Annotated in this window: 18 protein-coding genes; 9 read left to right on the top strand and 9 right to left on the bottom strand. The window is 61.1% G+C overall.

Features of this window, described 5'->3' with window-relative positions; all coding sequences use genetic code 11:
- Positions 1-10: 10 nt before the first annotated feature.
- Positions 11-1,366, bottom strand: coding sequence for a sensor histidine kinase (locus tag BSY18_RS18060; RefSeq protein ID WP_069051408.1), 1,356 nt, complete (start codon positions 1,364-1,366; stop codon positions 11-13).
- Entirely contained in the window at positions 1,363-2,028 is a 666-nt protein-coding gene (locus tag BSY18_RS18055; RefSeq protein ID WP_216094708.1) for a response regulator transcription factor, read from the bottom strand. Before BSY18_RS18055 ends, BSY18_RS18060 begins: the two co-directional genes overlap by 4 nt.
- 376 nt (positions 2,029-2,404) lie before the next feature.
- Between BSY18_RS18055 and BSY18_RS18050 the strand changes: the two genes are divergently transcribed.
- The 4 genes from BSY18_RS18050 to BSY18_RS18035 all read left to right on the top strand — a co-directional run bounded on the left by BSY18_RS18050 (position 2,405) and on the right by BSY18_RS18035 (position 5,811).
- Positions 2,405-2,614: a ParD-like family protein gene (locus tag BSY18_RS18050; RefSeq protein ID WP_054133787.1), complete on the top strand. Its 210-nt coding sequence runs from the start codon at positions 2,405-2,407 to the stop codon at positions 2,612-2,614.
- 1 nt (position 2,615) lies between these two features.
- Complete coding sequence (gene map / locus BSY18_RS18045; RefSeq protein WP_069051407.1) at positions 2,616-3,383, top strand: type I methionyl aminopeptidase; 768 nt, start codon at positions 2,616-2,618, stop codon at positions 3,381-3,383.
- 339 nt (positions 3,384-3,722) lie between these two features.
- A complete protein-coding gene (locus BSY18_RS18040; protein ID WP_216094707.1) occupies positions 3,723-4,718 on the top strand; it encodes a CPBP family intramembrane glutamic endopeptidase in 996 nt (331 codons plus the stop codon).
- An 85-nt stretch (positions 4,719-4,803) separates the two neighbouring features.
- Positions 4,804-5,811 (top strand): alpha/beta hydrolase, encoded by a 1,008-nt coding sequence (locus tag BSY18_RS18035; protein ID WP_236823406.1) that lies wholly within the window; start codon positions 4,804-4,806, stop codon positions 5,809-5,811.
- Positions 5,812-6,070: 259 nt separating this feature from the next.
- Here the strand turns inward: BSY18_RS18035 and BSY18_RS18030 are convergent, their stop codons facing one another.
- Entirely contained in the window at positions 6,071-6,523 is a 453-nt protein-coding gene (locus BSY18_RS18030) for a RidA family protein (RefSeq protein ID WP_197275723.1), read from the bottom strand.
- A gap of 184 nt (positions 6,524-6,707) precedes the next feature.
- Here BSY18_RS18030 and BSY18_RS18025 point away from each other — a divergent pair, with 184 nt between their 5' ends.
- The gene (locus tag BSY18_RS18025; protein WP_117352102.1) at positions 6,708-7,610 is read left to right on the top strand and encodes a LysR family transcriptional regulator; all 903 of its coding nucleotides are present in this window, start codon (positions 6,708-6,710) and stop codon (positions 7,608-7,610) included.
- 42 nt (positions 7,611-7,652) lie between these two features.
- On the opposite strand, the gene BSY18_RS18020 is transcribed toward BSY18_RS18025, so the two are convergent.
- Positions 7,653-7,856 carry a hypothetical protein gene (locus tag BSY18_RS18020; RefSeq protein ID WP_069051406.1) on the bottom strand — a complete coding sequence of 68 codons (204 nt, stop codon included), beginning with the start codon at positions 7,854-7,856 and terminating at the stop codon, positions 7,653-7,655.
- Between the two features lie 335 nt (positions 7,857-8,191).
- Between BSY18_RS18020 and BSY18_RS18015 the strand changes: the two genes are divergently transcribed.
- On the top strand, positions 8,192-8,602 hold the full coding sequence (locus tag BSY18_RS18015; protein WP_069051405.1) for a hypothetical protein: 411 nt from the start codon (positions 8,192-8,194) through the stop codon (positions 8,600-8,602).
- Positions 8,603-8,635: 33 nt separating this feature from the next.
- Here BSY18_RS18015 and BSY18_RS18010 read toward each other — a convergent pair whose 3' ends face one another.
- Positions 8,636-9,463 (bottom strand): NmrA family NAD(P)-binding protein, encoded by an 828-nt coding sequence (locus tag BSY18_RS18010; protein WP_069052017.1) that lies wholly within the window; start codon positions 9,461-9,463, stop codon positions 8,636-8,638.
- Positions 9,456-9,911: a nuclear transport factor 2 family protein gene (locus tag BSY18_RS18005; RefSeq protein WP_231683730.1), complete on the bottom strand. Its 456-nt coding sequence runs from the start codon at positions 9,909-9,911 to the stop codon at positions 9,456-9,458. The genes BSY18_RS18010 and BSY18_RS18005 overlap by 8 nt, the downstream gene beginning before the upstream one ends.
- Before the next feature lie 57 nt (positions 9,912-9,968).
- On the opposite strand from BSY18_RS18005, the gene BSY18_RS18000 reads away from it, so the two are divergent.
- Positions 9,969-10,589, top strand: coding sequence for a TetR/AcrR family transcriptional regulator (locus BSY18_RS18000; RefSeq protein ID WP_069051404.1), 621 nt, complete (start codon positions 9,969-9,971; stop codon positions 10,587-10,589).
- A 93-nt stretch (positions 10,590-10,682) separates the two neighbouring features.
- Here the strand turns inward: BSY18_RS18000 and BSY18_RS17995 are convergent, their stop codons facing one another.
- Positions 10,683-14,300: an ABC transporter permease/M1 family aminopeptidase gene (locus BSY18_RS17995; protein ID WP_069051403.1), complete on the bottom strand. Its 3,618-nt coding sequence runs from the start codon at positions 14,298-14,300 to the stop codon at positions 10,683-10,685.
- Positions 14,301-14,311: 11 nt separating this feature from the next.
- A complete protein-coding gene (locus tag BSY18_RS17990) occupies positions 14,312-15,163 on the bottom strand; it encodes an ABC transporter ATP-binding protein (RefSeq protein WP_236823405.1) in 852 nt (283 codons plus the stop codon).
- Between the two features lie 79 nt (positions 15,164-15,242).
- Here BSY18_RS17990 and BSY18_RS21090 point away from each other — a divergent pair, with 79 nt between their 5' ends.
- Positions 15,243-15,479 carry a hypothetical protein gene (locus tag BSY18_RS21090; RefSeq protein WP_150126329.1) on the top strand — a complete coding sequence of 79 codons (237 nt, stop codon included), beginning with the start codon at positions 15,243-15,245 and terminating at the stop codon, positions 15,477-15,479.
- A gap of 221 nt (positions 15,480-15,700) precedes the next feature.
- Positions 15,701-17,236 carry a M20/M25/M40 family metallo-hydrolase gene (locus BSY18_RS17985; RefSeq protein WP_069051402.1) on the top strand — a complete coding sequence of 512 codons (1,536 nt, stop codon included), beginning with the start codon at positions 15,701-15,703 and terminating at the stop codon, positions 17,234-17,236.
- 93 nt (positions 17,237-17,329) lie between these two features.
- Here BSY18_RS17985 and BSY18_RS17980 read toward each other — a convergent pair whose 3' ends face one another.
- Positions 17,330-18,328, bottom strand: coding sequence for a dipeptidase (locus BSY18_RS17980; RefSeq protein WP_069051401.1), 999 nt, complete (start codon positions 18,326-18,328; stop codon positions 17,330-17,332).
- Positions 18,329-18,389 lie beyond the last annotated feature (61 nt).

Raw genomic sequence — 18,389 nt, 5'->3', positions numbered from 1 at the left:
GAGGCAAGGCCTAAGCCCTGCCTTTGGCCTCGGGCGTATCTTGCCCTGAGTGTCTGCCACGCAGTTCAACCCTCACGATCGCGCCGCCTCCTGGCGCATCGAGGATGTCCACCCGGCCGTCATGGCGAGCGATCACCTCTTTCACGAGACTGAGACCCAGCCCGCTGCCGGCAGCAGAGGGCCGCAGCCGGTAGAACGGTTCGAAGATGCGTTCGCGCTCGTCCGGCGGGATCCCGGGGCCGTCATCCTCGACTTCGAACCCGACGTCCCGCACACGAACGATGATATGCTGTCCGCCATGCTGCGCCGCGTTCTGTACGAGGTTCATCACCACACGCTCAATTGCCGCAGGATCCCCCAGCACCGGTTGGTTTGCGGCGACCTCCACCGCGACCGTCTTACCGCTGGCGATCATGAGCGGAGCGAGGTCCGCAACCGTGTTGCGTATGAGGGCTGCGATATCGATACGATCGCAGCGCTCGTCATTCTCCATGCGCTGAAGGTCCAGCAACTGCTCCGCCAGAGTCGCGAGGCGCTGGATATCGCCCGCGAGCGAACGCGTCTCGGAGTTCTCGGAGCTTTCCACCTTGCTGCGCAACACTGCGACCGGCGTGCGCAGTTCATGCGCTGCCAGGCCCAAAAAGCGCCGTTGGCGCTCATGATCCTCGTCAAGCCGTCGCAAGGCCGCGTTGAATGCACTCACCAATGGCGCAACTTCACGAGGGACCTCATCTTCGCTCAGAGAACGCCCGCGCGCATGCGCATCAATCGCCTCCGCCTCGCGAGCGATGCGATGAACCCCTGCAAGTGACCGCCGCACTATCCATGGCGTCACCAGAAGCGAGGTCAGCGCCAGCACCACGAAAATCGGCAGGACAATGACGTTTGAAGCGAGGATCACTGTCAGGTTCAGATCCGAAAGGGCACCGTGCCCAAGGATCGTGAGCACTCCGATATCGGTCGTCTGCCTTCTGACAACGGCAGCAAGTTTGTAGGGCGGGTTTCGATCGCGCAACTGAGCGAAGGACAGATCGCTCAGTCGTCCAATGAGGGAATCATAATGCCGCGGAACGGGTCCGAAGCTGACACTGCGACCGGTATCGTCCTCCGCCAGGAACCATAACTGTGGCGTCTCGGCGCGCAGTTGGGCCAGTTCAGGGGTCATTTCGACCGTAAGCTGCCCGTTCTCATCGCGCTCGATCGCGCGGGCTATGACCGGGATGATCTGCTCGTCCGTGTAGGGGCCGCCGCTGTCGAAGCGGATCGCTATCGCAATGATGATGGCAAAAGAGATAGTGAGGATCGCAAAGTTGACGGCGAGGGGGTAAATGATCAGTGGGCGCCTGAGAGATGAAGGCCGTGTCATGCTGCCTCCCGAAGCAAATAGCCGACACCTCTGATCGCGTGGATTTCGACTTCCGCTCCCGATTTCGTCAATTTCTTCCGCAGTCGCGAGATATGCGAGTCCAACGTGTTGGACTGGACCTCGTCATCAAACCCGAACACGGCCTGCTCGAGCGTTTCGCGCAGCACTGTCCTGCCGCGCCGTTTCATCAGTGCGGCAAGGACGCGCAGTTCGCGGCGAGGAAGGTCGAGGCGCCCCCCTTTTACCTCGACCTCCTCGTTCGCGAGATCGAAGACCACGGACCCCGCCCGGATCTCGGCACCCTCCAACTCTGCCGGGCGCCGGCGAACAGCCCGGATGCGCGCAAGCATCTCGTCCATCGCGAACGGCTTGACCAGATAGTCGTCCGCTCCCTCGTCAAGCCCGGCCACACGGTCAGCAATCTCGCCGCACGCGCTCAAAACGATGATGCGGATACCGGGATTGCGGGCCCGCAAGGCAGGGACGAGCGACAATCCCTCACCATCCGGCAGTTTTCTGTCCAGCAATGCCAGATCAAATCCGGCCATCTGACTGGCCTCTTTGGCGGTCGACAACCGATCGACATGATCGACGACAAATCGCTCCTTTCTGAGGACCGCACATACCGATTCGGCAAGTCGCGGCTCGTCCTCGATCAGCAAGATTCTCACAGCGTTTCCCATTGCATCAACGAGCGGCAAATGCGCTCAACGAATTGCGTTCAACCATCGGTTCGGGTCATGCACTCGAGCGGACCTTGCCGCGCGCAGACCTGTGTTGGCTCTGATCAGCGGAGTGGTCTCGCCGCCATACGCGGCCATCTGGCGATCCCGATCTGGCCAGAGCCTGAATGACGGGTGAGCACGCTTTATCCGGTGCAGGAAAATGGCTCGCCAGCGTCCCGGCAAGCACTCGGAACGAGCCTCCCGGCACCAGAGAGTGTTCCGGTGCCGAAACAAGCGGTCGCGATCGGCTCCAGACTCGGTTGACCAGAGAGCATACAGATCGTATATGATTCGTATATAAATGGAGACAAGCGTGGGTATAGTAAAAATCGATGACGCACTGCACGAAGAGGTGCGACGGGCCAGCGCCGTGATGTGCCGGTCGATCAACGCGCAAGCCGAATTCTGGATGAAGATCGGCAGGCTCGCCGAAGCCAACCCAGCACTTTCCTTCAATGATATCATCAGTCGTGAGCTGGCGAGCGTTCAGGTGTCCGAATTAGACGAGCGCGCGGCGGCCTGACATGGTCAAGACACCTGACGAACTTGCGCTGATGCGTATTTCAGGGCGCTTGCTGGCGTCAGTGTTCGAGATGCTCGACGGTCTCGATCTGACGGGCATGTCCACACTCGAAGTCAATGATCTGGTCGAGCGATATATCACTGTCGACCTCGCCTCCCGCCCGGCCAGCAAGGGCCAGTACGGTTTTGCTTTCGTGCTGAACTGCTCGCTCAACGATGTCGTCTGTCATGGCGTGCCCGATGCGAATGAGATCATTCGTGACGGCGACATCATCAACCTGGACATCACGCTGGAAAAGAACGGCTATATTGCCGATTCAAGCAAGACTTGGGTCGTCGGAAATGCCTCGGGGGCTGCCAGACGACTCGTCCGCATAGCCAATGAGGCCATGTGGGCGGGCATCCGTCAGGTGCGCCCCGGCGCCAGCCTCGGCGACATTGGCTTCGCTATCGAAAGACATGCGAAGCGAAACAGATGTTCGGTTGTCAGGGATTATTGCGGGCACGGAATTGGCCGCGAGATGCACGAGGAACCGCAGGTGCTCAATTTCGGCCGCCCCGACAGCGGGCTCAGGCTGCGCGAAGGCATGGTGTTCACAATAGAGCCCATGATCAATGCCGGGCGGCGGCAGGTGGTCACCGACAGCGATGGCTGGACTGTCAGAACAAGTGACGGTCGCCTGTCTGCCCAGTTCGAACACACCGTGGCAGTAACGGCGGACGGGGTCGAGGTGCTCACGCTGAGGGAAGGTGAAGCCGCGCTGATGTGAGCAACACACCGCACGGCAGATTGGTGGTGACTGCCCTCTGCCCGCAAACAGGCCCTGTCGCACCGCGGCGCCGTACAGGTGGCGATACCGTGGTCGCAAGGCGATCTGACAATGTCCGAAACGCCGTGATGGCTTTTCCCGAGGCGCCATGTTCACGCAACATTGAGGACGCACGAACAGCCATTGAGAAATGACCCAGGCGTCTTCCGGTTTGCCGATCAGGCCAGTCGCCTCGACGGGCGTACACTGGTCGCGAGCGCACGCAAACTTTTCGGCAGACTGCCGGTCGTTGTTTTGATGACCCTGGCCGAGGGTCGGAAAGCGACGCTGCGGTAGCGCATGGCGTCGCTTGGTAGCTGCGTCGGATGCATGAAAGGGAACGAGAAAATGTCCGGACGAGGTGAGAGCTGGCTAACGCGACCCGATAAGGCCGTCGAAGCGAGCGGCGTGCCTGAGGGCGTTGAGTACCATCGTATCTACGCAGGTGAAGGACGACGCCTTATCCGCGGAGTTGCCGCGATCGTCCTGCTCCTGGCAGGCCTGATCATCTTTGCGCAGGCGTGCCTCGCAATGGCTGCTGCAATCGACACTCACATCCTAGGACGCACAGGCTTTACCCCTGTGCAGTTCGCTGCCGGCGCGATCTCGCTCGCCCTTCTCATTCCGTACAGCATGCTGCTCCAGCGCTGGCTCTATGGAGTCCCCGCGCGCTCATTGCACTCGGTGGCAGGGTGCTTCCGGTTCGGCGTTTTTGGTCGCGCGTTGCTCGTCTTTGGTCCTCTTGTTCTCGTCGCCATGTCTGTCGGGCCAATGGTTCCTGACGACAGGATCCCGTGGAGCAAAGGCGACCTCGTCGCATTCTTCGTCATCGGCATGACGCTGATCCCACTCGCCGCCGCTGGCGAAGAATACGGGGTGCGCGGCCTGATGTTTCGCGTTATCGGTAGCTGGACACGACGCTCCCTGCCCGGTGCAATCCTCGGCATCGCCCTTACGACCGTTCTTTTCTCCCTCTTTCACGGCACGCTCGACCCTTACATCCTGGGCTCCTACCTTGTGTTGTTCGGAGCGATGGCGACCATTACGTGGAGGACGGGAGGCCTTGAGGTGGCCGTCGTGCTGCACGCTGTCTACAACGTCAGCGCCCTCGTCCTGGCAACAACGCTCCACCTCGACGTTGGAGGCGATCTCGGCAGCCGCGGCGAGATTGTCGGCACGCCCGCCAACCTGGTGCCAAGCGCAGCGCTCGCGATCATTACCGCAGGTATCTGGTGGACGACACGCAAGTCGGGCCCCGCGTGCACGCCAGAGATTTCGAGTGAACAATCTGAATAATCGGGTTTTGCAGTTGTCTGACGCCCCCAAAGATTACCGGTTGCGGTGACTGACGATCGGACCGTCCCGCAAACATTTGGAGCATATGATGTCAAAAAGCCGAAATGCCGCCGAACAGCCAGGTGTGAAGGTCGGGGAGCGCATTATCCCCGTGCCCGCTTCCATCAGTCCCGAAGCGCAAGAGCGGCTGCGCGCCGCTGTCGGACCGGATGGCACTCCGCTTAACGCTCTGTATGCCATGCCGAGCGCAAATGATCCCGAAGCCTGGCGCCGCATGAAACATGCTGCTGACTCCCATTATGCCGCTGCGATCAGGGATCGCGGCCAATCAGGAGCGGTCGAGGTCGAAACAACCCAGATCGGGTGTGCGACGGTGCATATCGCGACACCGTCCGAGGAAGCCTTCGACAATTGCGTCTACCTTGACCTGCATGGCGGTGCCTTTGTGTTCGGCAGCGGAGAAGCCTGCCGCGAGAGCGCACGCAGCCAGGCAATCGCGCACGGGATGTGCTGCTACGGTATCGACTATCGCACACCGCCCGACCATCCTTTCCCGGCGGCCCTTGATGATTGTCTCGCAGTCTATGAAAGCGCAGTCGCGCGGTATGGCGCGCAAAAGGTCGTGATCGGCGGCCGATCCGCAGGTGGAAACCTGGCGCTGGCGACGGTTCTGCGTGCGCATGACGAGGGCAAGGCGATGCCTGCAGGGCTGGTGCTGCTTTCGCCGGAGATCGATCTGACGGAATCCGGCGACAGCTTCAACGTGAACAGCACCGTGGACGTCGTTCTGCCAAACCCTCTGATGCCGGCAAACCTGCTGTATGCGCATGGCGCGGATTTAGCCCACCCTTACCTTTCCCCGCTCTTTGCCGAGTTTTTTGATGGCTTCCCGACGACGTTCATCCAGAGCGGGACCCGCGACCTGTTTCTGTCGAACGCCGTGCGGTTGCACAGATCCTTGCGGCGCTCGGGCATATCCGCTGACCTGCATGTGTTCGAGGCTATGCCGCATGGCGGCTTTGGCGGGACGCCGGAGGATGCCGAACTGCTGGACGAGGTGGTGCGCTTTGTCCGACATTCCCTGCGTCGATAGAGCTCTTGCTGCAAGTCCTGCATTCCGCGGCGGCATTGCGCCTGTTCAACGAAAGGCCGGTGGACACATCGCTGGCAAGCCGGAGGCAAGCCTTACAACCGGCTGCCGATACGCTGGCAGCGCCGCGCTAGGCCGCCTGGCAATCGATGGATGCCCTTGACCCGGCGCCTTGCAGCAAGTTGGCAATGGCACCCCATAGCGCCCTCATTCAAAGGCTGCCGGAGCAGTCGCATACATCGCTCGGCTTGGGCCGACCCGTTCAACTTTGATCAGGAACACGGGCAACCATCTCGATCTCGATCCTGAGTTCGGGTGAGAACAGGGCGTTTACACCGATGCCGGTCATTGCCGGCATCGTATCGCCGAGAAAGGCAACAAGCGGCTCAAACACCTCTGCAGCCTTATCCGGTGTCCAGTCGACAATATAGGCGCGCAGGCTGACGATGTCGGAAGGCGATGCCCCAATGCTCTCAAGGCACAGCCTGAGGTTCCGGCAAACGATATCGGTCTGTTCTCTGAGCGAAGCAGGCACGTGATCAGTGCCTTTTTGTGCGGCGATCTGGCCCGAGAAGATGGCCAGCCGTCCGGTCTCGATCAGTGTCCCTTGCGAATGATGGTTTCCAGTGGCGTCCCAAAGCGCCGGCGGATTGAGGCGTACTAGAGGTCTGGTCATGTCGATTTGCTCCTCGTCAGGCCACATGGCCCATGCCATGTCACCCGCCCCGATTAGCCGCTCGCGCCGTGAACGGATGTCCGCTCAACTGTGACCGATCGGCACGGATCACCGCTGCTTTTTAAGTTCCACATCAGTAGACACATGGCAGCAGCAGCGGCAGGATCACGAGAGGTGAAGGATGGATTGTAATGACCGATATCAGTAGCGCGGAACGCGGATTGTGACCGCACGCAGCCTCAACGAGATCGTCATCTTCATGGCGGTGGCTGATGCGGGAAGCTTCGCCCGTGGCGGCCGGACGATGGGCCTCACCGGGTCGGCCGCCAGCAAGGCTGTCGCCCGTCTCGAGGCCCGGCTCGGTGTCAGACTGCTGCATCGTAACTCCCGCGCTGTAAGCCTCACATCAGAAGGCGAGCGATTCCGCGAGAGCGGAAGGGCCATCCTCGAAGCCATGGACGAGGCTGAAGCGAGCATCGCCGTTCCGGACGGAAAGCCGCGGGGACTGCTGCGCCTGAGTGTTCCGGACGCCTTTGGCCGGCGCGTGATCATGCCGCTGGTAAGCGAGTATCTTGAACGCTGGCCCGATGTCCGCATCGATATCGATTTCTCCGACCGTCCCGTCGATCTCGTGGAAGAAGGCTTCGATCTTGCCATTCGGATAGGAGGAGAAAGCGCGCCGGACGGTATCGTTTCGCGGGTCGTTGCCGAATATCCGGTGTGGATCTGTGCCGCCCCATCCTATCTCGAGCGCCGGGGCCATCCTCCACACGTGGAAGCGCTGAGCGGGCATGATTGCATCCTGTTTCGTTCCCGCACACGAACGCAGGAATGGTTTGACCATCCGGGCGGCGAACACGCCGACAAGGTGCTGGCCCACGGGCGGTTGCGCATGAACAGCGCAGAAGCAATCCGCATGGCTGCCCTTTCGGGCCTCGGGATCGCGCTGCTTCCGGCCTTCCTTGTCGATGACGATCTTTCAGCCGGGCACCTTGTCCGGCTTTTCCCTGAGCTCGGCGTCCAAACCGTGCGCATCCTTTGTCTCTATCCCAGCAGACGCCTCGTCGACCCGCGGGTCCGCACCTTCATCGACAATGTGAGTGCGGCCCTGACGCGTGTAACCTGAATCGCGGCATGCCGTGGTGCGGGAGAAACGAGCGGGCTCATGTCAGTCCCTCAATTCGCGCTTGAAGAAATAATGAAAGACATAATGGGCGGGTGAGACGACCATGACAAGTTCCCAACCATCCGCACCGAATTCGTTCAGCTGATCGGCATTCAGGGTTTCGGTGACAAGTTTGTATTCCCATTGCACGGCGTAATCTCCACGTGTTGCGTTGACGGGATATGGTCTGCTGTCCGGGATGCGCATGGCTGCAAAACCCCAGCCGTGCCGGTTTTGCGCCGAACCGCGATCCGCGTCTGGCCGTACGCCAGAAACGATATGCCATGCTCTGGTGGCTCCGATTTCAGGCCCTTGCTAGGCACGCCCTCGCCTCTGGACCGACCGAGCGATATTTCCATTACGAGCGCGCGAACGGTGAGAGGCCGCTGGTTCGGGGCGAGCGAGGAGAATGGCTTCCGATTGTCGTCAATCGCGAGAGATATGCCGCGGAACACAGCGCGAGACGACTGAAGGCCCTGGCTAGCCTCGGTCATTGTGCAGCAGCCCGGAACGGGGCACTTCGCCAATCACAGGATGGAAAAATGAAGAGATCACCGAAATCACGGCTCGGCGAGACCCTATCTGGATGCCTGGTCGCCGTCCTCATCGGGCTCGGCACCGTTGCCCTGACGAATGCCGATGCAATCGTTGCGAGCGGGGACGGAACATGGGGGATAACCCGGTCGGTTCTGGCGGTTCATGTCGTTCTGGTGGCCTTGCCCTTCATTGCCATTTCGATATTGCCCAACGCAGGCAGGGCTGCATGGCTGACAGCCGGCATCCTCACCGCAATCGTGTGGAGTCTGCCAAGTCTGGACCAGCTTGTGCGGAAGGGTGAAGGCGGGGCCAATATAGGGCTTGGAATCTTCATGCTGATTTCGCCCCTCTTCATACTGGGGGGCGCGCTGGCGGCCCGGGCTGCAGCAAGACGGCGCGGGCGGGCGAGCGGATAGCAGACGCCGCGGCCGCGCCTGTCCCAGGTTTTTTCAGTCCAAAGCGCTTTGACCCTTCAGAAAGCTTGCAAGACTATTCGCTGGCCGCCCCGTTATCCGCTCCACCTCCAGAGTGATCCGGTCCTCGGACCCTTGCGCGATTGCCTCGTCCATGCCGGCAAGCGTGAGGGCATAGGATCGGGGGATACCAGATCCGGCGTACCGGTCCGCCAACGCGTCCACCGTCAGACGGCAATGACGGACAGGTCTGCCGATTCTTGCGCTGATCGCATCTGCCGCTTCGGCGTAGGTTAGGGCTTCCGGACCTGTCAACACATGCTCGCTGGAAGGAAGCGCGGAACTGGTCAGGGCCTCTACTGCAACGGCAGCGATATCGGCGGCATCGATGAACGGCACGCGTCCGTCCCCCGTCGCGGAGTACACGCACCCCTCATGAAGGATCGAATGCAAATGCTGGGTCGTGAAGTTCTGCATGAACCAGCTTGGGCGCAGGACCGTCCAGAGCGGCGCATGGGCGTCCAGCCAGGCATGAACCTCACCCATCATCGGCCCACCTGCCTCGAGCGAAGAAGCGCTCAGCAGCACCAGTCGTCCCGGGACCTGCAATACCGCCCGCTTGAGGAAGGGATGCATAGCGGACAGCTGTTCCGTCTGATCGGTCGGCGCAACGAGGTAGACCGCGCCAACGCCCTCGAGCGCAGGACCGTATGTCGTCGCGTCACCCCAATCGAACCGGACCTGGTTCGCTGACGATGGGTCGCGCGTGGCGACGCGCGCTTCGATCCCGCGCAGCGCAAGCTGGCTGGCCACCTGCTGACCTGTCTTCCCCGTGCCGCCGGTTACGAGAACCCGCTCATTCATGGCCGGCGCCTCCCCCCACAAGGGCATCGACGAACGCCGCGCCCTTTGTTGCACGGAGCACGGCGATCGGGTTCCAGTAATCGCGATAGAGAACAATGCGCCCGTTCTCGGTGCGGATCACTGAGATATAGCGCTGATCATAGGGCGCGCCTGTCGCCACCCCGCGACCGAAGCCCTCGAACTCGATGATGACCACGGCGGGATCGGTCGTGGGATGCACGGTCGGTTCGCCCATCCTGTCGAACGCGATGAGGCCGCCCAGCCCTTCAAGGTGGCGGGCGACGGCCTCTCGGCCATCGAGCCGATCAGGCAGGTCGGGCAGCGCATAGGGAAACTCCATCACGGCGTGTTCGTCCATCATGTCCGGGAACGACCTGGCGTCCCGGTCGATCCGGTCCCCGAGCGCCTTGCGAAGCATGGCCGAAAAGCTTTCAATATCTTCACTCATGATCTATCTCCAGTTGGTCGGAACGATTGCGTTCCGACCATATTTAGGGATCTGTGGATGGAACGCAACCGTTCCGACGATGTCGGAACCCGAATCCGCACTCTGAGCGGCGCAGCAGTCATGCGTGCTGACGTCACGGACGCGCTGACCCGCGCCTTTTTCCAGGAATGGGCCCGCGCTGGCTATTCAGGGCTAAGCCTCGAGCGTGTCGCCCGCTCGGCTGGCGTCGGCAAGGCCGCACTCTATCGGCGCTGGCCCGAAAAATCGGTGATGGCAGGCGACCTTCTGTCGCGTGTCGGGTTGACGATCACCGATGTTGGCGATCAGGGGTCTCTCGAAGCCGATCTGAAGGCGTTGCTCTTCGCGCTTCGCCGGGTGCTCCGACACCCAAAGATGCGGCGGATCATTACGGACCTCCATGCCGAGATCGAGCGAACTCCAGCGCTCGAAACGGCCATACGGCCATTCCAGCGCGCACGACGCGAACGAATTAACGGATTGCTCGATCGAGCCATCGAGAGAGGCGAGCTCTCGCCATCCGTAGACCGCGAAACCGCGGCGGACCTTATCGCAGCTCCGCTATACTGGCGTTTGTCGGTCGTGGGTGGGCGATCTGACAAGGATCACATTGCACGCCTTGCCCGAATGCTCGCCTCTGCCCTGCGCGCAGACGATTGACGTGCCTCGACCAGCAGGGCTCCGCGCATGTCGGCATTGAGCTTCAACGGCCGTGGAACCCTTGGATGCGGATGTCGTTCCGCCGAAGTGAGGCTATCGACCTCTTTCCGTCACCGCCACCACATTGTCGCTGACGTTGCGGTCGACAAACGTGAGGTACGGATCGATACCGGCATAGGCTGGCTTGCTCGTCGTGATCATGCGGATTGTCTGTTCGCCCGAGCGGATCGGCAGCCGCTGCAATGATATCACCTTCTCGCGGGTGAATCCCCGATCGTCGGGATTGGCGCGGAATACGCCGATATCGAGTTGCTCGTTGAACGTTGCTTCACGCTCATTGCCCTTGCCATCGGCATAGGACTTTCCTGCTGCCACCGTGATGAGAGTTTCATAGCGGCCGTCCGGCATCTTTCGGACCGTCGCCTGGCTGACCCTGAGGTCATAGAGGGTGATACGGTAGAACAGGTCCCGGACAAGTTCGCGCTCGGCAGGCGTGCGGGCAATCGCAAGCAACCCATCCACCAGGTCGCTCGAACTGGCAAAAGGCGCAGGTTTGGACCGATACCGCTTTATCAGACTGCGCAACACCCCATTGACCCGGTCCTCGCCCAGACGATCCTGCAGAAGATACATGACCAGCGAGCCCTTATTGTAGTGAATGTATCCCTGCCTGTAGACTTTGGCGAGCGGCTGTTCCTCGGCTGCTTCCAGCCGGCGGCCCTGCAGATAGATATCCTGCTCGTATTTGAGGAACTGGCGGATCTGATCGGCCCCCAAGTTCTTCTTCATCACCATCAGCGCCGAATACTGCGCCAATGTCTCGGTAAGAACCTCGGCTCCCTGCATGTCCGCGGGCATCACCTGGTGGAACCAGTACTGGTGCGCCAGTTCGTGCGCGGTGAGGTAGGCGAGGAAATCGAGCCGGTGTGGATCGCGGAAATCCATGATGAAGCCGACTTTTTCGGAGTAGCCCACCGTCCCGGGTGCAGAGTTCGCGCCACCACCGTAATCGGGCCGTTCGATGATGCGCGCGTAGCCATATTGGTAGGGACCGAAATTATCGCGATAGTAATTGAGCGAGTCGACCATCGCGTTCAGCATCCGGTCAATGTTCATCGCATGTTCGGGGTGATAATAAACGCTGGCACGGACGCCGCGACCGGCATCGACAGATTTCTGCGCGTAGCGACCGGCCTGGATCGTGATGAAGTTCAGCGATGGGATGGGAGATACGAACCTCGCTGTCCGACGGCCGTTGGCGACAGTCTCGGATACCCGCGCCCCTGTCACCACCAGTGTCTGGTCTGCATCCGTTGTGACCGTAATGTCCGTGTTCACGCGATCGACGCTCGCGAAGTTCCTGTTGCGGGCCGCTGGATCGCCGAGCCTGGGCGCTGTCTTTCCGGCTGGCAGGCCGTATTTGCGCCGCTGCTTGTTGCCTTGCAGGAAATTGGCACCGCTCATCCCGAGCGCCGGTGCGAAGGCGAAATTGGTCAGATACGCCCCGTTGGCCGCAGGCTGCGCATCGAATTCATACGCCTGAAGGTTTGAAGGCAGCGCATACAGCCCGCGCTTCTCCTGCACGGTCCTGAAGGTCAGCGTCCCCTGGTCGCCCGGCTGCAAAGGCTTGGCAAATCGGTAGATGCGGTGGAGATTTTCCTTGTCGTCGCTCACCAGCGTTGCGCCGGGCACGTGTATCGCCTCGACACGCAAGGTCGGGGCGGGGATGCGAACGTGGAGCAGTTCGATCGGTCTGGTTGTCGCGTTGCTGAAACGATAGCGTCCGTCAAACTGTGCCCATCGCCGGGAAGGCCTCAATTCCACATCGAGCCTGACATCCGTGAGCGTCGGCTCCGGTCGCCCCAGATAGCGCGCATACGCCTTCTCATACCGCGCCGTGCGCATGTCTTCGGCATCGCCGCCTGCCCAATAATGGTTGGCGATGTTCATGTTGTAATAGAGATAGCTGCCCATCCCCGCGGTTATCGCCAGCGCGAGGGCCATGATTGCGAGGGGCATGCCGCGCAATCTCGCGGGCAGCGTGCGCCACTGCCCGGCAAGCGTCACGGCGGTACCACGACGCCACATCAGATGACCGATGATGACGAGAATTGCGGCAAAGGCGGTCCAATAGAACCGCAGCGCCCAGGCGGTGGCGCCGCCGTAGTCATCGCCATTCATGTCCGATAGCGGGTTTGAGGCTTCGGCGTAATTGAGCAGCGGGTGGCTGAGGCCCAGACCGGCGAAAACGATCGTCGATACGAGGTACAGCAGCATGATGCCCCAGCCGACGAACTTGTTCGGGCTGACAGCCTGGGCCACGATCGACAGAACAGACAGATGGATGACATAAAAGATGTTGGGCGCGGCGAACCACGCCAACCACTGGCCAAGTTCGATATCGGCGACCCCGCGCACCAGCTGAAACGCTATCGATTGGACGAGCACCACCCCGACGCTGAGCGCGATCAGGACACCTGCCACCCCGCAAAGCTTGGAGACCAGAAAAACCCAATTGGGGACCGCTGTCGCGTCGATGATCTCGTTGATCCGGCGCTCGCGTTCACGCCATACGACTTCCCCTGCAAAATAGATCGCCATCAGAACCGTGATCAGGGCCGAAGCACCCCGAACCGTTTCGACCAGCACAAACGTCCGCGGCCAGGGAGGCACATCGTAGAAGCGGCCGGCAAGCGTCAGCGTGAGCAGCAGGTTGATTGATCCGACCAGTGCAAGCACCCAGAAGGCCGGGCTTTTGAAGACGAGCTTCATTTCCAGCAGGGTGCGCGTGCGCAGCTGATGCCATACTCCGCGCTCGGGCATGCTGTCCGGAAGCTGCCGGACGACCAGGGGACTGACGGCGGCCAGATTCGCCTCGCGCGCCGCCTGACGCCGGGCGCCGCGCGGCGACGTGCCGCGTTCGGCGAAGCGGAAGTGCCAGACGGCGATGATGACCAGCGCAATCGACAAGGCCATCCACACCAGGCGGTGGCTGAGCAGCATCCAGGTCAGTTCCAGTGACTGCGTGTTCGCCTGGATCGGGGTCAGGTAGCGGACGCCCAAGCCATATGCGATCGTGCCGAATGGCTCAAAATAGGCCGCAAGCGACACATCGGGCCATTTCCGCAGCATGGCCGTGAGTGCAAAATAGGCAAACATGCACACGATCACCGCGAGATAGCTGTAGGTGACCGAACGGGTCCAGATCGCGACCGCAAAGAAGATCGCCGAGGTGATCAGCAGGTTGGGCAGAGCAATGACGAGGAAGGCAAACGCATAATCCTGCAGCCGGTTGGGGCCGATCAGCTCCGGATCGACCCATGGCATCCAAGTGCCAATCCAGATCGCTGCCGGCACCGCCAGAAACGCCACCGCAGCGCCGAGAAACGCGCCGCTGAACCGACCCAGCATATAGGAAAGCTTGTTGACTTTGGTTGAGCGGATGATCCCGCCAAAGCCGGTCTCGTCGTCGCGCACGACCACGTTGGCGACAAAGGCGGTGGTCACGAACATGAAGAACAGCGACATTGTCAGCATGATCTGGGCGATCGCGGTCGGCGCATTGGTGAAGATATTGCCGCCGCTGCCGAGGCGGATCGATTCAACCGTCGTTGCGCCGAAGGTCAGCAGGAAGAACAGGACGGTGGCAACCCAGAACACCGGGTTGCGGAACTGGTAACGCAGCTCGAAGCGCGCGATCGTACCGAACATCAACGTGCCCCTCAAACGGCTGGTTGCGCGGAGGCGCGGCGGATTTGCGTCAAGGTCGACAGGTAAACGTCTTCCAGCCCGCCCTCGACAGGCACAAAGCCGTTGCCGGGGTCCGTTTCAGACAGAATGTGGATGATGGTTCGGCCTGCAAACAGCCGGGTCGAGATGACCTCATAGCCAAGCTTGACGTCGTCGAGCCTGTCGCGCTCGATCGTCTTGGCCCAGATGGTGCCGCGGCTGCGCGCGATCAGATCACCGGGCGCGCCCTGAAGCTGGATGCGCCCCGCCGCAAGCACCGCCATGCGCGGGCACAGATCGGCGACATCCTCGACAATGTGAGTGGACAGGATGATCACGACGTTCTCGCCGATTTCCACCAGCAGATTATAGAAGCGGTTGCGCTCTTCCGGATCGAGACCAGCGGTCGGCTCGTCGACAATGATCAGCTCGGGGTTGCCGATCAACGCCTGCGCGATCCCGAAGCGCTGGCGCATTCCGCCTGAAAATCCCGCGATCGCCTTAGTGCGGACACCCCATAAGTTGGTCTGGACCAGCAAGGATTCCACCGTCGCGCGCCGGTCAGCGGCAGAGATGACGCCCTTGAGCGATGCCATGTGATCGAGCATGTCGTAAGCGGAAACGCGGGGATACACCCCGAAATCCTGCGGCAGATAGCCCAAAGTCGCCCTGAGACGGCCTGGCTCGGCCAGCACGTCGATATCGCCGAACCTGATCGCGCCGGCGGTCGGTGTCTGCAGCGTCGCGATGGTCCGCATCAGCGAGGATTTTCCAGCACCATTTGGCCCCAGTAGCCCGAACATTCCCTTGCCGATCGAGATTGTGACCCCATCGAGTGCACGCATTCCGTTTGGATAAACATGCTCAACGCCATTCAAATGCAGCAATATTGCCTCCTGGAAATTCTCTTTGCTGCCCATCGTCATGGATGACGCCGCAATATGCCCGCAGCACATCGCGAAGAAGCTGCGTTTCGCCCGCACACAATTCACAGGACCAGACTTTGCCAGCGAACCTGGCGCCTTCCTCAGCGCCAGAGAGGTCGCTCCGCCGGTCAACCACGGCCCCGGGCTAGGTTGGGCTGAGCGCGTCGAACCAGCGTTTCTGTTTTGCCATCGCGACAGAGTTTCGGAGAAAGCCAGCGACGGCGCAAATCACTAATCTTATCGCTCAAGGGTAGTTATTCTCATGCTGGAACGGTGGGCTGGCTGAATTCGGTCAGCGGCATGATCGACCTGTGCCGTCGAAATCTCTGCTGTCGATGTCATCGCGCGGCCAGGCCTATAGAAAAGCTCAGGCTTAGCCTGAGACATTCAGGTTTGTATTGGCCGCCCGATCATCCGAAACCAGGTGCCCATTGCCGTGTTTCCAAGGGGCTTCCTATGACCTTCGATGACTTCACCTGCCTCAACCGTCGCGACCTGATCCAAACCGGCGCGCTGCTGGGCGCCGGCATTGCCCTGGCTCAACCGCTACCCCTTCTGGCGCAATCGGGCGCATTATCGGATGTGCGCGCTGCGGCGCTGGCAGGCAAGGATACGGCCATCAAGCGCATCCGCGACTGGATAGCACTGCCATCGATCGCTGCCGAAAACCTGAACATGCCCGAGGGCGCGGCCTATTTCGCCGGACTGGCGAGGGATGCAGGATTCACCGATGTCGAGATCATCTCGACAGACGGGCATCCGGGCGTGTTTGGCAAGATCGACGTGGGGGCGCCACGCACCTTGGGTCTCTATTTCATGTATGACGTCAAGCAATTCACTCCCGCCGAATGGTCCTCTCCCCCGCTTGAGGGCAGGCTTGTCGAGCGAAAGGGGCTTGGCACCACGATGGTCGGCAGGGGGTCGGCCAATCACAAGGGCCCCGAGGCGACGTTTCTCTCCGCTCTGCATGCCATCCGGGCGGCTGGGCGCACCTTGCCGGTCAACCTCGTCCTCATTTGCGAAGGCGAGGAGGAAATCGGCTCCCCCAATTTCCGCCAGCTCGTCACAACGCCCCATGTGCTCGCCGCGCTGCGGTCGTGCGACGGGGTTTTTATGCCCACCACCATGCAGGGGCTGGAGGGAAATGCCGCAGTCGAACTGGGCGCGAAGGGTATCATCGAGCTGGAGTTGATCGCCAGTGGCAACAAATGGGGCCGAGGACCGAAGAACGACATTCACTCCAGCCTGAAGGCCATAGTCGATTCTCCGGTATGGCGACTGGTGCAGGCCCTGCAGACACTGGTTACGCCTGACGGCAATACCCCTGCTATCGAAGGCTGGTTCGAGAATGTCCGCCCGCTAACCGAGCGCGAGAAATCCTTGATCACACAAGCGATATCGCCCGTGACCGAAGGGCAGATGAAAGATGCCTTTGGTATCACCCATTGGATCGACGACCTCCCCTTCCCGGATGCGCTTATCCGGCTGGCCCAGGCGCCGACCGTCAATATCGAAGGGCTGGTCGCGGGCCACACCGGTCCCGGCGGCATGACCATCCTGCCCAACCGCGCGGTTGCCAAGCTCGATTTCCGGCTGGTGCCCAATCAGACGCGCGCCGAGGCCGTTCAGAAGCTGCGCGCGCATCTCGACAAGCAAGGCTTTGCCGATGTCGAGATGAAGGTGAGTGGCGGTTACGATCCCACCGAAACCGACGAGAACAGCCGCCTCATCCGCACTGCGATGGCAACGTACAGGAAGCTGGGCATCAGACCGGATCTCACCGTGAGGCTTGCGGGGAGCTGGCCTGGCGGGACATTCACCCAGCCACCCGTATCCGTTCCGGTGGGGCGGTTCGGGCTGGGTACTGGCGGCTATGCCCATGCGCCCAATGAATATCTCTTGATCGAGTCCACCAACCCCAAGGTGGCAGGCCTCGTCGACTCGGTCATGGCCTATGCCGAGTTCCTCTACACTCTGGCAGCGATCGACTAGCACAAGCGGAGTCTGCGCCCGGGGCAGTGTTCACGCGGGTTGCTGCCGTGGTGGACACCAGCCCCGGGTGTGCCGGCTTTGCATCGCCGAGACCTAGGCAGGTCGCCAGACGTCGCGGGCCACGCGCATGAAGTTGCCGCCCAGAATCCCGCCAATGGCGGCTTCGGGGTACCCCAGTTTCACGAGAGCTTCGACGATGTCCGACAGCCGCTCGGGCTCGATCATCTTCATACCGGCCTGATAGCTGAAGCCTTCGGGAAAAGTGGAGGCCATGCTGACGAGATAATCATCCAGTTCAGCGGCATCGAAGACATAGTCCAGCCCCAGCCCAACATGCTCGGCACCGATCAACTGAACCGCATAATCGACGTGGCGCACGAAGGTTTCGGTCGAATTGTCGTTCTCGCCTAGGAAAATACCGATGCCGTTGATCCCGACCACGCCTTTGGTCGCAGCGCAGGCCCGCATGGCTTCATCACGGATGTTGCGGGGGTGGTCGTGCAGCGCCCGCGGGTTGGAGTGCGAGAAGATGACCGGTCGCGACGCGTAATGCATCACGTCCATCGTCGTACGATGGCCAGTGTGCGAACAGCAGGCCACCATGCCGACACGGGCCATCTCGTCCAATACGATACGCCCGAACGCGGTCAACCCGCGGTCCTCTTCCTCATGGCAGCCGCTGCCGACCCGGTTGGCGCGGTTGTAGGCCATAAGCATCCATCGGACGCCAAGATCATAATACAGGCTGATCAGGCTGGGCTGATCGGCCACACCGTTGGCGCCTTCCATGTTGAACGCGATCGCCAGCTTACCCTCGCGCCGGGCCCGTTCGATATCGTCCACCGTCGCGATCAGCACATAGCTTTCGGGATGTTGCTTGAGCCAGTGACGAAAATTGGCGATCATCCGGATGTGGTCTTCGATACCATGGTCGCCAAAGCCGATATTGACGATGGCGACATCGACCCCCGCCTGCCGATAGCGGGCAAGTTGCGGAAGGAAATCGGTATCGAACGGCCGCAAAGGCAAGCAACCGTGATTGTCCCAGACCAGCCAGTCCTTCAGATTGACCGGGGGCTGCGTGACCATCATGCAACGCTCGTTCTGTGGCCGCGACCAAGACGGGCTTGTGCCATCTTCAATCCTTCTGGCA

Origin of the sequence: Blastomonas sp. RAC04, from assembly GCF_001713435.1 — a bacterium.
Lineage (GTDB): Bacteria > Pseudomonadota > Alphaproteobacteria > Sphingomonadales > Sphingomonadaceae > Blastomonas > Blastomonas fulva.
This window is presented reverse-complemented; position numbering and strand designations above follow the sequence as displayed.

Excerpts from the sequence above, each read along its gene's own strand:
- BSY18_RS21090 (WP_150126329.1), top strand. The coding sequence starts at position 15,243 with ATGGATGACGCCGCAATATGCCCGCAGCACATCGCGAAGAAGCTGCGT.
- BSY18_RS18035 (WP_236823406.1), top strand. The coding sequence starts at position 4,804 with ATGATGTCAAAAAGCCGAAATGCCGCCGAACAGCCAGGTGTGAAGGTC.
- BSY18_RS18015 (WP_069051405.1), top strand. The coding sequence starts at position 8,192 with ATGAAGAGATCACCGAAATCACGGCTCGGCGAGACCCTATCTGGATGC.
- BSY18_RS18040 (WP_216094707.1), top strand. The coding sequence starts at position 3,723 with ATGGCGTCGCTTGGTAGCTGCGTCGGATGCATGAAAGGGAACGAGAAA.
- BSY18_RS18005 (WP_231683730.1), bottom strand. The coding sequence starts at position 9,911 with ATGAGTGAAGATATTGAAAGCTTTTCGGCCATGCTTCGCAAGGCGCTC.
- BSY18_RS17995 (WP_069051403.1), bottom strand. The coding sequence starts at position 14,300 with ATGTTCGGTACGATCGCGCGCTTCGAGCTGCGTTACCAGTTCCGCAAC.
- BSY18_RS17980 (WP_069051401.1), bottom strand. The coding sequence starts at position 18,328 with ATGATGGTCACGCAGCCCCCGGTCAATCTGAAGGACTGGCTGGTCTGG.
- BSY18_RS18020 (WP_069051406.1), bottom strand. The coding sequence starts at position 7,856 with ATGCGCATCCCGGACAGCAGACCATATCCCGTCAACGCAACACGTGGA.
- BSY18_RS17985 (WP_069051402.1), top strand. The coding sequence starts at position 15,701 with ATGACCTTCGATGACTTCACCTGCCTCAACCGTCGCGACCTGATCCAA.
- BSY18_RS18010 (WP_069052017.1), bottom strand. The coding sequence starts at position 9,463 with ATGAATGAGCGGGTTCTCGTAACCGGCGGCACGGGGAAGACAGGTCAG.
- map (WP_069051407.1), top strand. The coding sequence starts at position 2,616 with ATGGTCAAGACACCTGACGAACTTGCGCTGATGCGTATTTCAGGGCGC.
- BSY18_RS17990 (WP_236823405.1), bottom strand. The coding sequence starts at position 15,163 with ATGCGTGCACTCGATGGGGTCACAATCTCGATCGGCAAGGGAATGTTC.
- BSY18_RS18000 (WP_069051404.1), top strand. The coding sequence starts at position 9,969 with ATGGAACGCAACCGTTCCGACGATGTCGGAACCCGAATCCGCACTCTG.
- BSY18_RS18060 (WP_069051408.1), bottom strand. The coding sequence starts at position 1,366 with ATGACACGGCCTTCATCTCTCAGGCGCCCACTGATCATTTACCCCCTC.
- BSY18_RS18030 (WP_197275723.1), bottom strand. The coding sequence starts at position 6,523 with ATGGCATGGGCCATGTGGCCTGACGAGGAGCAAATCGACATGACCAGA.